Raw genomic sequence first — 14,156 nt, forward strand, 5'->3', positions numbered from 1 at the left:
CCCCGCCTCATGCGTCCCGACTTACGCGGGTGTGGCTCCGGAGATGGTGAGCTCGTAGGGGAACGGGTCTCCGACCCCGACCTCCCACATCGGATAGTCGCGGTGCACCGACGGCGTGGCCGCCACGACGAGCATCATGTGCGTCTCGCCGCCCTGGAGGCTGAGGCTCGCCGTCTCGCCCGGCCCGAACATCCCGCTGTACCGCGCCGAGAAGTCCGGCGAGACCGCCACGAGCTGGAAGCGCCAGTCCGCGCCGGACAGGCTCGACTGCCCCTGCAACTGGACGCTGACCTGGCCGCCGCTCGGGTCGAGCTGGAAGATGTTGTGCCCGTACTGGTGCGGGGCGTCGGCGTCGGCGACCCGGTACCGGCCGCCGCCGAGGCTCTGGAGATCATCGGTGTGCAGCGGCGAGTAGGACCCGCCGTGCCACAGGTCCGAGCGGATCGCCTCGCCGTCGGAGAAGTCGTAGACGACCTGTCTGGCCGCGTAGTCACCGATCAGGTGCGCGAACTCCTCGTGGTCGAGCCCGAGCACCCGCTTGATCGTGTCGATGGGGTGCTCGCCCTGCTCGGCCTCGTACCAGAACCGGTTGATGACCTCCTGGCCGTAGGTGTCGCGGATGGTGTTGAACAGCATCCAGTCGCCGTAGTAGGTCTCCTGGGAGAGCCAGCGGTAGTGCTGGCGGTCGACGTAGTAGCCGGAGCCGACGACGACCTCGGGGCGCAGCATGCGGGCCATGTAGTTGGCGTGCGCCTCCCATATGGGCCCGGCGATCGGGTTGCCGTGGCCCCAGCCGCCGCCGTGGCCGTTCTCGGCGTTGATGTCGCTGGCGTAGGACTGGAGGATGTGGTTGAACTCGTGGGACTCGACCCAGTTGTCCCAGGTCTTGTCGTACGGCAGGCACATGTGGCCCACGCCGATGTCGTCGGGCCCGGCCCAGTTGGCGGGCGGCAGGAAGTCACCGGACCAGGTCCCGCACAGGTACAGGTTGATGCGGTACCGGGACCCGACGCTGTGCTCGGCGGGGTTCACCCAGCCGACGTCGTTGACGTAGAAGTCCCAGATCTCCTCCATGTGGTTCGCCACCCACTGGGGATAGTTGTCGTAGCCGCGCTGCCGCCCCCAGGCCACGGCGTCGATGGCGTCGCCCCAGCGGACGGTGAAGTTCGCGGACTCGACGAAGTTGCCGGTCTCGGCTCCGGCGTCGATGAGGAACTGGGGGACGCGGGTCTGCTTCTGCTGCTGCGGATCGCCGGTCGGGTCGTCGGTGGTGGGCTCGTCGGTGGTGGGCTCGTCCGGGTCGTCGGTGGGCGGCGTGGTGTCGCCGCCGCATTCCCGGCCGTTGACGGTGAACCCGGTGGGGTCCCCCACGGCGCCGGAGACGGTCATGCCGAACAGCTCGCGGGTCTGCCCGGCGGCTATCCGGGCGTTCCATCCGGCGTCGGAGCCGGTGAAGGTGGAGCCGGACTGGCTCCAGTCGACGTTCCAGGCGTTCTGGACCTGGGAGCCGCCGGGGAGGTCGAACTCGACGGTCCAGCCGTCGATGCCCTCGCTTCCGGCCGTGATGGAGACGGCGGCGTTGTAGCCGGTGCCCCATTCGTCGGTGACGTGGTATTCGATCGTGTCGCAGGTGGCGGCGAGCGCCGGGTTCGCCGCCGCCACGGCCACCGTCGAGGCGGCCAGGGCGCCGCAGACTGCGGCGATGGTCCCGATGCGCCTGCGTCGGGCGCGGGTTCGCGTGACTTCCACGGAACGTCTCCTTTCATTTCGGACGCGCCTCGGCCAAGCCTGGCCGAAACGCGTCCGAAAACGATTTCGGATATTCATGCGTGGAAATATTATGATCTATGCTGACCTTCCGCGGGAAGGCCGCGAACTTTCGGAAACCTCCGGCGCTACGCCTCGGCGCGGGCGCGGCGGCGGCGCGCGTACCACAGCGGCACGAAGATCGCGGCGAGCACGACGACCGCGAGCGGCGTGAACGGCAGCAGGATGCCCAGGACCACCGAGACGACGCGGAGGAACCCCACGACCCCGGACCACCCGGCGCCCAGGCCGTCGACGAAGCTGTCCGGCCCGGTGTACCCGGCCTCCTCGGTGTCCTCCTCGGGCGGCGAGGTGACGGTGTAGGTGATCGTGGACATCGCGATGCGCTCCTGGAGCGCGGCGAGCTGCGATTCGAGCGAGGCGAGCTCGGCCTCGCGGTCCGACAGCTCGGTCTCCAGCTCTAGGATCGCGTCGATCGAGGACGCCTCGTCGAGCAGCGCCCGGACGCGTTCGACGCTGGCGCTCTTGGTGGCGATGGTGTCCTCCAGGTCCCTGGCCTGGCCGGTGACGTCCTCGGTGTCGACAGTGCGGCCGGTCTCCTCCTCGGCGAGGGCGGCGAGCGCCTCCATCGCCTCGGCGAAGTCCGCGGAGGGGATCCGCACGGTCAGCGTGGCGCTGGCCCATTCGCCCGAGCCGTCGCGCTGGTCGGCGGTGACGACGCCGCCGTAGGACTCGGCGGTGGCCCACACCCGCTCGGCCACGGCGATCGGGTCGTCGTCGAGGGTGTCGAGCGTCGCGGTGTAGACCAGCTCGCGCTGCTCGGCGACGTCGAACTGGGCGCCGCCCTCGGCGCCCTCTTCGGGCGCGGCGGGCGCGGCCTCGGAGTCGGCCTGTGCGACGCCCGCGCCCCCGTCATCGCCGCTCGAAGCGCAGCCGGACAGCGCGATCAAGGCGACGAGGAGTGCGGCGGGAATACTGAGGAGTTTCATGGCATGCCTCGCAGATGTCGGGGACGCCGGGGCTGGGGACGTCCTTTGTCTCCGAGTTTGGACGCCGGGCATCGCGGAACGGTTGCGTTCGGCCATCGATGGGACGCCTTGCCATAACGAACCGGCGGCCGACACGCCGATGAGGCCGCCTCGCGACCGCCGCAACCGGCGGTACCATGAGCGCGCCTCGATGTGACGCCCTCGACGTTGGAGCCCTTCATGCGCCTGTACAAGGACACCACCTATTCCGTCCGCACCCTGGTGGACGAGATCGGGCAGGGCCGGATCGCCCTCCCCGACCTCCAGCGGCCCTTCGTCTGGTCCGCCTCCCAGGTGCGCAACCTGTTCGACTCGATGTACCGGGGCTATCCGGTGGGCTACCTGCTGTTCTGGGAGACCGGCACGGACTCCTCGCGGCGCGGCATCGGCTCGGCGGAGACCGAGAGCGCCGCGCACCTGGTCATCGACGGCCAGCAGCGCACCACGGCGCTGTTCACCGTGTTCACCGGTCAAGAGGTGCTCGGCAAGGACTACTCGCGCTCGCGCATCACGATCTCGTTCCGGCCCTCGGACGAGACCTTCGAGGTGGCCAACGCGTCCACGAGGAACAACCCGGAGTACATCGCCGACATCACCGAGGTCTTCTCCCCCGACTTCCGGGCGCACAGCTGGACGCGGGCCTTCATCGAGCGGCTCGCCCTCCACCGGTCGGTCTCGCCCAACGCCGAGGACCGGATCGCCTCGGCCATCGACCGCCTGCGGGGCCTGGACAACACCGACTTCAAGGTGATCGTGCTGTCGTCCGAGGCCGACGTGCGGGAGGTCTCGGAGATCTTCGTGCGGATCAACTCGGCGGGGACCGAGCTCAACCAGTCGGACTTCCTGCTGACGCTCATGAGCGTGTACTGGGCGAGCGGGCGGCGCGAGCTGGAGGAGTTCTGCGAGGCGACCAGGACGCCGCGCGCCGACGGCCGGGAGTCGCCGTTCAACTGGCACCTGCACCCCAAGCCGGTGCTGCTGCTGCGGGCGGCGGTGGCGCTGGCGTTCCGGCGGGCCAGGCTGGAGAGCGTCTACAGCCTGCTGAGCGGGCGGGACGTCGAGGCGGGACCGGCACGGACGAAGCGGATCAAGGAGCAGTTCACGCAGCTGGCGAAGGCCCAGGGGGCGGTGCTGAACCTGCTGCACTGGCACGAGTTCCTGCAATGCCTGGAGCTGGCCGGGTTCCGGGGTCGGAAGATGATCACCTCGGAGAACGCGGTGGTGTTCTCGTATGTGATGTGGCTGATCGGGAGGCTGGAGTTCGGGGTGCCGATCGACCGGCTGCGGCACCTGATCGGGCGCTGGTTCTTCATGGCGCACACGACGAGCCGCTATTCGGGCTCGTTCGAGACGCAGGTGGAGCGGGAGCTGGCGCACATCGCCGGTCTGGAGCGCGGCGATGCTGACGGGTTCGCATCGCTGCTGTCGCGGCTCGTCGAGGACAAGCTGACGAGCGACTGGTGGTCGGTGACGCTGCCGAACGACCTGGAGTCCTCGGCGGGGAAGTCGCCGGTCTTGAGTGCCTACATCGCGGCGCTGAACATCCTGGACGCGGAGGCGCTGTTCTCGAAGGTGAAGGTGCGGTCCAGGTTGGACCCGTCGGTGACCGTGAGAAGAGGAATCGAGCGGCACCACCTGTTCCCCAAGCACTTCCTCAAGGAGGAGCTGAAGATCAGGGACCAGCGGAGGATCAACCAGATCGCGAACATGACGCTGGTGGAGTGGGCCGACAACATCGCGGTCTCGGACGCGCCGCCCACCGAGTACTGGCCGCAGCAGGTGGAGGCGAACCGGCTCTCGGCGGCGGACCTGGAGCGGCAGGCGTATTGGCATGCACTACCGGCGGGGTGGACCGCGATGGGGTACTCGGATTTCCTGGCGCATAGGCGAAGGCTGATGGCGCAGGTGATCAGGGACGCGTTCGAGCACTTGGCGAAGGAGGATTATGCGGCGGCGTATCCGGAGCCGGAGCGCGGCGTGGCGGCCGAGAGCCGCTCGGTGGCCGAGCTGATCGGGCTGGGCCTCTTGGAGCCGGGAGAGTCGGTGGTGAACGAGGCCGACGAAGTCCAGGCGGTGGTGCTGAGCGACGGACGCCTGGAATTCGACGGCACCGAGTACAACACCCCGGACGACGCGGCAAGAGTGGCGGCGGGCGAGGCGAGGGACGGGTGGACGTACTGGTCGGTCGAGTCCCCAGATGATGGGGCGATGACCCTGGCGGCCCTCTCCGAAGGAAGCTGAGCCGAAGGCCCCCTCACCGCAAGTCGTGGTACTGCTGTTCCGGCGGCAGCTCCCTCGTCTCGACCCCCAGCTGCTCCGGCCCGTCGTCGTCCACCAGGGACACCCCTTTCGCGGTGAAGATCGTCGCCGCGAACAGGAGGACGGCGATGACGGCCACCCCTCCGGGGAACGCCAACAGGGTTATGACGACTATGACAAAGGGCCCGGAGAGGAACACCAGCGCACCGATCACCGCTGCCACGGCCACGGAGACCATGAAGCCGAGGAACGACTCCCATCGCGTGCGCCGCATCCCCGCCGGGGTGCGGACCGTGATTCGCAGCTCCCGGCCGCAGTGCCCGCATACGACGGTGTCCGTCGCCTCCAGTCCACCGCCCGTCGGCCGGTCGATCCGGTACTCGGAGTCGGAACCGAGGGCGTCCATGGCATGGCCGGTGGTGCGGAGGGAGGGGCCGGCCCTGAGACGGGTCACGTGGCGGATCGTGAAGGAGACCGATTTCGGGGCCGGTGCACGGGACATGGGTCGCTCCGCGTCGAGGAATGGCACTCCATTCTATGAGGACACTGCCACCGTTCGGCCCCGTGCGGCTCATCCGCCGAAGTGCAGCAGCCTCGTCGGCGCTCCGCTCCAGGTGAAGACGACTTCATCCCTCGCCCTCGTCGCGGCCACGAAGAGCAGGTTCCTGGCCTTCTCCAGCTCCAGCTCGTAGCGCTGCGGGTCGGACTCCTCCAGCTTCTTCACGTAGCTGAACGGGAACTGGTCCGCCCCTATCCCGCTGATCAGCATGAAGCGGTACTCCAGACCCTTCAAGCGGTGCATCGTGCCCACGTGGACCGCGTCCTCGCCCGGCGTCCGCTCGCGTGCCAGCTCCCTGGCCGATATGCCCTTCCCGTGCAGCGCCGCTACCACCTTCTCCACCATCGCCTTGGTCGGCACCGTCACCGCGATGCTCCCGGGCGCGTGCTCCGCGGTCCACGCCTGCACCTGCCCGGCGATCTCGGCCAGCTCCGCCGCCAGGTCCGTCTGCGGCCGGAACTGCGGCCTCGCCCCGCTCATCACCGACCGGTACCCCGCCAGGCTGTCCCGGTCCCCGTCCAAGTCGTCGGCGTTCGCGTCGGCCGCGATCGCCAGCGCGGTCTTCAGGATCTCCCTGGTCGTCCGGTAGTTCAGCGTCAACCGCTTCGACCGGCCCCGAATGTCCACCCCGAGCTTGCCGAGCGTCACCGGCTGCCCGTAGATCCGCTGGAACGTGTCCCCGGCGATGAACAGGTCGTCGGTGTCCTCGGGCGCCAGCGCCCGCAGCAGCTTCCAGTGCGCCGCCGTCAGGTCCTGCGCCTCGTCCACCACGATGTGCCGGTACCGGTACGGCCCCTTGACGCGGTGCTCCTCGGCCAGCGCCACCGACGCCCGCAGCTGCGGCCAGCACCACGCGTCCCCCTCGGCGAGCCGCTGGTTGAACCGCTCGACCAGGTCCCACACCCGCGCCCGCTGCAAGCGGTTGAGCCGCCTCGGGCGCCGCACGCGCCGCGCCTGGAAGTACTCGCTGCGGCTGGTGATGAGCTGCGCGCAGACGACCTCGGTCCACTCCCCGCGCAGGAACTCGGCGTCGAGCTCGCTCTCGCCCACCTCGCGGCACAGCTCCTCCCACCACTGCCACAGCTCGCGCTCGTCGAGCGGCCTCCCCAGCCGCCCGCTCTCGGAGGCGAGCCGGTAGACGACGCTGTCGAGGTGCTCGACGTCGACCCTGCGCAGCTCCTCCTCGTCGAGCAGCAGGGCGAGTTTCGCCTTGAGGTCGGCGGCGAGGTTCTTGGTGTAGGTGGTGAGCAGGATCCGCTCATCCGAGTCGAGCCGCCGCGCGAGCCTCGCGGTGCGGTGCAGGGCCACGACGGTCTTGCCGGTCCCCGGCCCGCCGCTCACCCGCGCCGGTCCCTTGTAGACGCGATCGATGACGCGCTTCTGCGTCGGGTGCGGCCACACCCGCCACGCCTCGAAGCCACTCTCCAGCATCGCCGCCACGGCCCTGTCGGAGCTGGTGACCATGCTCGCCTCGCGGCCCACGGCGGTCTCCAGGTCGCTCGTGTCGACCGGCCCGGACGCCTTGACCGGCGCGGTGATGAGCTCCTCGACCTCCTCGATCGTGAACCCGGCGTCGAGCGCCCGCAGCACCTCGGCGGTGTGGTGCGGCGCGACGGCGCAGAACGCCGCCAGCTGCCCTTCGGTGCCGATCCGCCGGATCGAGGGCATGAGCGGCTCGGCGACGCCGAGCGCGAGCAGCTCGGCGTCGGTGTACGGTTCGAACAGCCCGCCCGATGCGGCCTTCGGCTTCGCGCTCACCGCGTGCACCGGCGATGCGGCGGTGACCGCGTCGCGCACGTCGTCGTGGTCCATGACCTCCAGCGCGCCGGTCACCTTGTTCACCACCGGCTCGTACCGGTCGTCGAGCCGGTCGTAGGCCGAGCCCCGCGCCTCGACGGCGATGAGCGCGAAGTGCGCGTGCCCGACCTTGCACATGACGGCCCGGTAGTCGTCGCCGATGCGCGCCGACCACAGGCCGCGCCCGGTCTTGAGCTGCTTCAGCCGCAGCCCCGGCTGGTTCATGTTGGCGCAGAACTTGGACTGGAAGTCCGCGAACCGGTCCCGGACCTTGTGGTCGAGCTTGTCGAGGTGGCGGGCGGCGTTGCTCTGGATCGTCAGCATCGCGTTCTGGCGTTCGGCCATTGGGGGCGCTCCCGGGCACGGTAGGCAGGCTGGGGAATGGGCGGGGTCGCATAGCGTACCGTGTCCGGACCCTGACCGCACGCCGTGTCCCTCCATTGAGGGACAGGTGTCCGCCCTGATCAGATGCGTTCGAGTACGCCGCTTTCGACCAGCTCGCGCAGGTGTGCGGCGGTCTGCGCCGGGGCGAGTCCGCCGGTGACGAGGAGCCCGGCCTCCACATTGTGCTCCAGCCCCGAGGCGGTGAAGTTCGCGCTGGTCACCAGCAGGACTTCGCCGTCGGCGAGCGCGAGCTTGGCGTGGAGCTTCGCGTCGGCCGGGCGCAGCGCCTTGGGCCAGCTGTAGAGCCGGGCGCCCTCCAGACCGGCGAAGGCGTGCGCGGGCTCGTACCCGGCGATGGCCGACCCGGCCCCCGAGAGCGTCTCGACGGCGATCGACACGGCGACCCCGCGCCCCAGCGCCCCGCCGAGCGCCTCCAGCAGCGGCCGGTACGGCTTGGCGGCGTACGTCGACAGCCACAGCTCCCGCTCGGCCCCCTCGACGAGCCCGACGAGCGCCCTGGCGGTGTGCCGCACCGGCAAAGCGTGCTCGCGCGGCCCGGTCCACACCGCGTGGACGGCCTGCCGCCTGCGCGCGGCCCCGTCGCACAGCCCCAGCAGGTACGCCTCGGCGCGCTCGGGCCCCCACGCGCGGGAGGCCTCGGCTATCCCGGCGATCGCCTCGGCGGCCTCGGGCCTGCCGATGCGCTCGGCGATGATCGACGGCAGCGCCCCGGCGGCGATGTCGCGCGCGCAGTCCTCCAAGGCGGCCGGTCCGATCAGGTCGACCAGCTCGCCCGCCCCGGCGCGGATCGCGGCCCTGGGGTTCACGTCCACGGCGGCAGGAAGCTCAGGCCGTCGCCGAGGCCGACGACATAGCGGCGGTCGAGGAAGCGGTTCCCGCGCTCGCACGTGGTCTCGGAGACGAACAGGCACGAGTGGCAGGCGGCCCCGTGCAGCGAATCGGCGGGTTCGGCGGGCAGGTGGTCGGCGCACACCGGGTCGCCCGAGCAGTGCTCGGCGTCCATCAAGGCCCGCCTGACGATGCGGGTGAGCCTGGCCGGCTCGGCGAGGCTGACGAGCCCGCCGAGGGTGCCCTCGGCGTCGGGAACGGCGGTGTAGACGAGGATCCCGGCGCGGTCGTCGCCGTTGCTGTAGATGCGTTCGGCGAGGCTGGCCGCGTTGTAGCCGCATTCGAGGGCGATGGTGCGGATGAGCAGGTGCGAGAGGGTGTGCAGCACGACGTAGCCCATGCCGGGCCACCCGGCCATCGGGTCGAAGCCGCCTTCGAGGCGCCCCGAGTGCCGCTTCTCGCGGAACCGGCCCCACGCCCGTCGCAGCCGCTCGGCGGCCTCGGACGATTCATGCCGCCGCTCCCACTCCTTCAGCGCCTCGGCGTCGACGCGCAGGAAGATCCCCTCGCCGAAGACCTCGCTGGCCGGGACCCACGTGGGCTCGCCGCGGCTGAGCGGCGCGGTCGGCACGAGCTCGGGCTGCTCGGGGTCGGGCGCGTCGAGGCGCGTGAAGCCGTGGAAGGCCCGCACTTCGCGGAGCCGCTCGGCGCGGACGACGTCGGTGAAGTACGGCTTGAGCCGCGCGGGCACGCCGCCGGGGTCGCGGACGGCGGTGAAGTGCCGCCCGTCGTCGGGCCGCTCGGCGGTGAACGCCTTCCATTCGGGCGCGTAGAGGTCGCTCTCGGCCCCCGCGGTGCCGCCGGGCACGTGGGCGTCCAGCGCCGCGCGCAACTCGGCGGCCTCGTACGCGGCGAACGGCTTGAGTTGGGGCAGCGAGCGCATGATCGGTTCGAGCTGCTCGGCGCTCAAGGTGGCCACCGCTTCGAGGGATTCCCGGTGCTCGGCCACGAGCCCGGCGAGCGCGTCGTCGTGGTCGGGCGGCACGGACAGCACCGAGACCGTCTGCGGGAACCACAGGTTCGAGGCGCCGACGATGATCGGCCGGAGCTCCTCGCCGCAGGCGCTGTAGTCGCCCAGGTGCGGGTGGCGGCCCCGGCACACCGGCAGGTGCTCCTTGCCGCGCTCGCCCATGGCCTCGCGCAGGTTCCGCTCGGCCTTGCACGAGTCGCACTTGATGAGGACGTTGACCGCGCGGTTCCCGGCCCGGTCGAGCATCTGCAGCCGGGCGTCCTGCGCGCCGGGGCAGGTGCCGCCCTTGTGGACGAACCAGTCGTAGGGGAACTCGTCGAGGTGCCCTCTGCGGCACGCGAGCAGGAACCGCGCGGGGACGGCCTTGGCGTCGGTGCGCCCGCCGCAGTTGCGGTGCTCGAAGCGCGCGAGGTCGGGCCTGCCGCGCTTGGTGTTGACGTAGGTGAAGAACTTGCTCTCCAGCGAGGTGAGCCGGTTGCACCTGGTGCAGCGCATCCACGCGGGGAACGGCCGCACCGGCACCCCGTTCGGGGAGCGGTCGTCCTCCTCGGACAGCGGCACGAGCCGCAGCTGCGCGACCTTGCGGAGCCTGCGGCGGGTGGCCTCCAGCAGGCGCGGCTCGATGACCTCGCGGTCGTCGTCGCGGTACTGGGGCTCCCAGTCGTCGAGCCCGCCGACGAGCGCGGCGATGTTCGGCAGGTCGATGATGGCGCCGATGCCGCCGGTGAACATGAGGTGGCTGGGCCGGGCGGTGCCGACCTCCCTGATGGGCTGCTTGGGGGCCATGGTCAGTCACCGTCCTCGTCGGGGGTCTGCGCGGCGGTCCAGGCCGGCGGTTTGGGCGGTAGCGCGAGCAGTTCGGCGGCGGGCGGGAACAGCAGTTTCGCCTCGCCTTCGGTCTCGCGCATCGAGTTCGCGACGGTCCTGGTCCGCCATTCGGAGCCGTCGGCCGCCTCCAGCAGCCCGTTGCGGTTGGTCTGGCTCATGCCGGGCTTGTAGTGCAGGGCGCCGCGGGCCTGCTCGGTCTCCCACTCGTTGAACAGCGCCTCGGCGCGTTCGGCGAGGTAGGCGCCTTCGGCCCCGGCCACGTCCCCGGCGCGTTCGGCGAGGGTGTCGACGACGTCGCGCACGTGCCAGTCGTCGCGATCGAACCTGGCCGCGGCCGCGTTCGGCGACCAGGCGAGGTCGCCTTGGCGGATCGCGGCCACGAGGGCGCCGGTGGCGCCGCGCCAGAGCGACTGCCTGGTGAACGGCGTGACCGACAGCGCCTCGACTTGCCGATAGAAGCTGTCGTGGTAGTGGTAGAAGCCCTCGAAGTGGTCGAGGTCCCTGGGGCGCGTCCAGTTGTAGAGGGCCACGACGAGCCCGGGCCGGGCCGCGTCGCGCCCGACGCGCGAGGACGCCTGGATGTACTCGGCGGTGTTCTTCGGCTGACCGGTGACGACCATGAGCCCGAACCGCGAGACGTCAACGCCCACTTGGAGCATGGAGGTGGCCAGGACGGCGCCGGTGCGCGGCCGGTTCCGCTCGCGCTCGGCGAGCTGCTCGGCGCGCAGGTCGGCCGGGCGGCGCTCGCGCCTGGCCTCGCCCAGTTCGGCGCGCCAGCCGCGCTTGCGCGCCGTGGTGTCGCATTCGGGGTCGAAGCCGGTCTCCAGGTCCGCGAGCGTCCCGGCGATCTCCTTGGACGGGATGCGGGAGGTCAGCTCGGTGATCTTGAGGGTCTCGCCCTTGGCGAGGCGTTTGGGGAAGCCGTCGCGGGACCGGGAGGCGCGCAGCGAAACATCGTCGTCGAGATATCTCCTCATGCCAGCGAGTTCGCGGATCGCGTTGAAGTACCCCACCGGCGTCATGTACGGATCGGCGCTCGCCCCGTGCCGGTCGAACAGCGCCTGACCGGCGACGAGCAGCGTGTCCCACAGGCGGATCTCGGCCTGCTTGAGCCGCACGCCGTGCGCGCACAGCCCGAGGTAGCGCCTGCCCGGCGTCGCCTCGGTGACCGGGTCCTGCTTGGAGAAGAACGTGTCCTCGACGTCGAGCACCGGCGGCGGGAACAGCGCCACCCGCCGGTTGAAGACGCCCCGCACCTGCGCGGCCGAGCGCTTCGTGGTGGCGGTGGAGGCCACGATCTTGGGCCCGACGACGCGATCGTCGTACGGCCACTGGAGCAGGTAGTCCACCGCTGACTCGAACAGGGCGGTGCTGGTGCCCAGCGCCCCCGAGATGAGGTGCAGCTCGTCCTGGATGACGAGGTCCCACGGCCGCGGCTGCACCACCGGCTCGCTCGCCACGGCCGGTTGCCCGTTCGCGGCGTTGTGGCGGGCCGTGCAGCCGGTCTTGTCGTCGAGGTCGGGATGCCGGTAGCCGTGCCTGGGACAGCGGGAGGCGACGCGCCCGAAGAGCATTCCGGTCTCGCCCTTCCACGGCAGTTGCGCCAGCTTGTCCACGGTGGCGATGACGAAGGCGGGCAGGAGCCGGTAGACCTCCTCGTCGACGGTCACCACCGGCACGCCCTCGCCGGGCGACTCGCGCCGCGAGAACGGGCACCGGTCGGCGGCGCCGTTGTTGCGTCCGCAGTGGACCAGCACGCGCTGGCGGTGCTGGTCGACCTCGACGCAGTTGGCGTCGAACGGCTCGCCGCACCACGGGCACGCCTGGAGTTGCAGCACGCGCGAGCCGGTGATCTGGCCGCTCGCGCGCACGTCCGCGACGTCGTCCTCGGCCTCCTTGAACGAGTTCGGCGTGACCTTCAGGCCCACCCACAGGCCGATGCGGAACGGCTCGGCCCCGAGCGCCTCAGGGTCGCCTCGGCGCAGCAGCTCGGCGGCGCACACGAGCGCCGAGGCCCGCTGGAACTGCTGGGAGGTGAGCAGCCTGAGCGTGTAGCGCATGAACACGGCCACGCCCGCGGCGGCGTCCCTGGCGTCCTCCCCCGAGCCGGTGACGCCCTGGAAGCGGCGCATGGCGAGCGTGAACGCGGCCAGGCCGAGATACGCCTCGGTCTTGCCGCCGCCGGTGGGGAAGAACAGGAGGTCCACCAGGCCGTTGCGGGTGGCGGCACGCTCGGCGTGCCCGGGGTCGGCCAGGCTCGCGAGGTTGAGCAGCAGGAACGCGAGCTGGAACGGCCGCCACGACGCCGCGCCCGGCCCCTTCGCCTCGATGGACGCCTTCGCGGCCGGGTAGCTCGCGCCGGTGGCGGCGCGGTGCGCGGCGATCTGCGTGTGGACGCGCTGCTCGGCCATCGCGGCCTGCGCGAACCGGAACGCCCGCAACGCGTCGGCGTGGTGCGGCGCGGCCTCGTCGGTGAGCAGCCGGACGCCCTCGGCGATGCGGTCGGCGATCGTGCGCGCCTGCTTCAGCGAGTCGGCGGCGTAGTCCCGCAGCTGCGCGGGGAGCCCGTCGATGCGCCCGGCCTGCTCGTCGAGCCAGGCGGCGTAGCCCTCGGCCAGCGGCGCGAGCCCGGCGCGCAGCGCGGCGGTGTCGGCCTCGGCGAGCGCGGCCATCGACAGCTCCAGGCCCGCCAGGTGCGGCGACGCGGTGGGCGCGGAGGTCCCGGGCACGTCGGTCACCGGGATCCACTCGGTGCGCAGCAGGTGCGCGCGCCGCTCTCCTTCGGCGACCTCGGCCTTCGCGGCCACGTTCCGGCCCGTCGCGAATTCGAGCTTGTTGCGGTAGAGCAGCCGCAGCCGCATCTCCTCGCCGTCCTCGGCGCCCGCGTCCGGCAGCTCGTCGGTGAGCGGGTCGTCGAACGGCAGGAAGATCGGGGAGGCGCCGTCCAGCGCCCGGACGGTGAGCCGCGGCTGGAACAGCCACGCCTCGTCGGCGTTGTGGCGCGGCTCGTGCTGGCCGTTGACGAGGCTCACGTTGACCACGGTGCGGCCGCCGCGGCGGCGGGTCTCGACGTTGAGCAGGACGCACGCCTCGTCCGCGGAGGCCCCGGTCAACGGGACGACCTGGCGGCCCTCGTCGAGCCGGATCTCCTTGGGGTGCGCGACGGGCGCGCGCTGCCACTTGCGGCGGCTCTTGCCGTCGTCGTCGGGCAGCGTGGCCTTCCGGTAGTGGCCCCATTCGGCGATGACGTGGATCGCGTCGGTCTCGGGCGCGACGGTGAAGGCCAGGCCCATGCTGGAGGCCCAGATGCGCCCGGCGTCGACCGGCGGCGTCTTGTCGGGCAGCTCGGGGTCCTCGGCCCCGGCCGCGACGCTCTGGCCGTCGTCGCCGTCGTCCAGGTCGTCGCCGCGCAGCGTCTTGGGGCCGAGCTGGCCGACGAGGTAGCGGTCGCGCGGCGAGTAGTGCTCGATGACCTCGTCCTCGGCGCCCCACGGGCCGAGCAGGTCGCGGGCGATGTAGTCGATGAGGCCGTCGCGCACCCCGAAGGAGGCGGCCTCGGCGAAGTCCTGCGGCGCGTGGAGCAGCTCGGCTGGGGTCGCGATGAGCGGGGACTGCGGGGACCTCGCGGACTGGGACGGCTCGGCCATGACCCTCC

The 14,156-nt window shown here is 71.4% G+C and carries 8 protein-coding genes; 1 reads left to right on the forward strand and 7 read right to left on the reverse strand.

Annotated elements, in window-relative coordinates; translation table 11 throughout:
• Positions 1–21 precede the first annotated feature (21 nt).
• Complete coding sequence (locus H613_RS28735; protein WP_026922169.1) at positions 22–1,749, reverse strand: DUF6055 domain-containing protein; 1,728 nt, start codon at positions 1,747–1,749, stop codon at positions 22–24.
• 146 nt (positions 1,750–1,895) lie between these two features.
• Positions 1,896–2,756 carry a DUF4349 domain-containing protein gene (locus H613_RS23425; protein WP_051392739.1) on the reverse strand — a complete coding sequence of 287 codons (861 nt, stop codon included), beginning with the start codon at positions 2,754–2,756 and terminating at the stop codon, positions 1,896–1,898.
• A gap of 219 nt (positions 2,757–2,975) precedes the next feature.
• On the opposite strand from H613_RS23425, the gene H613_RS0100015 reads away from it, so the two are divergent.
• Positions 2,976–5,036, forward strand: a complete 2,061-nt coding sequence (locus H613_RS0100015) for a GmrSD restriction endonuclease domain-containing protein (protein WP_026922170.1) — start codon at positions 2,976–2,978, stop codon at positions 5,034–5,036.
• A gap of 13 nt (positions 5,037–5,049) precedes the next feature.
• Here H613_RS0100015 and H613_RS0100020 read toward each other — a convergent pair whose 3' ends face one another.
• The 5 genes from H613_RS0100020 to drmA all read right to left on the reverse strand — a co-directional run bounded on the left by H613_RS0100020 (position 5,050) and on the right by drmA (position 14,148).
• On the reverse strand, positions 5,050–5,556 hold the full coding sequence (locus H613_RS0100020; protein WP_026922171.1) for a hypothetical protein: 507 nt from the start codon (positions 5,554–5,556) through the stop codon (positions 5,050–5,052).
• Between the two features lie 69 nt (positions 5,557–5,625).
• Positions 5,626–7,755 carry a UvrD-helicase domain-containing protein gene (locus H613_RS23430; RefSeq protein ID WP_051392740.1) on the reverse strand — a complete coding sequence of 710 codons (2,130 nt, stop codon included), beginning with the start codon at positions 7,753–7,755 and terminating at the stop codon, positions 5,626–5,628.
• A gap of 119 nt (positions 7,756–7,874) precedes the next feature.
• Entirely contained in the window at positions 7,875–8,627 is a 753-nt protein-coding gene (gene drmC, locus H613_RS0100030; RefSeq protein ID WP_211234642.1) for a DISARM system phospholipase D-like protein DrmC, read from the reverse strand.
• Positions 8,618–10,459 carry a DUF1998 domain-containing protein gene (gene drmB, locus H613_RS0100035; RefSeq protein WP_026922173.1) on the reverse strand — a complete coding sequence of 614 codons (1,842 nt, stop codon included), beginning with the start codon at positions 10,457–10,459 and terminating at the stop codon, positions 8,618–8,620. The genes drmC and drmB overlap by 10 nt, the downstream gene beginning before the upstream one ends.
• Before the next feature lie 2 nt (positions 10,460–10,461).
• Entirely contained in the window at positions 10,462–14,148 is a 3,687-nt protein-coding gene (drmA, locus tag H613_RS23435; RefSeq protein WP_051392741.1) for a DISARM system helicase DrmA, read from the reverse strand.
• Positions 14,149–14,156: the final 8 nt, after the last annotated feature.

Source organism: Glycomyces arizonensis DSM 44726, assembly GCF_000482705.1.
GTDB classification, from domain to species: domain Bacteria; phylum Actinomycetota; class Actinomycetes; order Mycobacteriales; family Micromonosporaceae; genus Glycomyces; species Glycomyces arizonensis.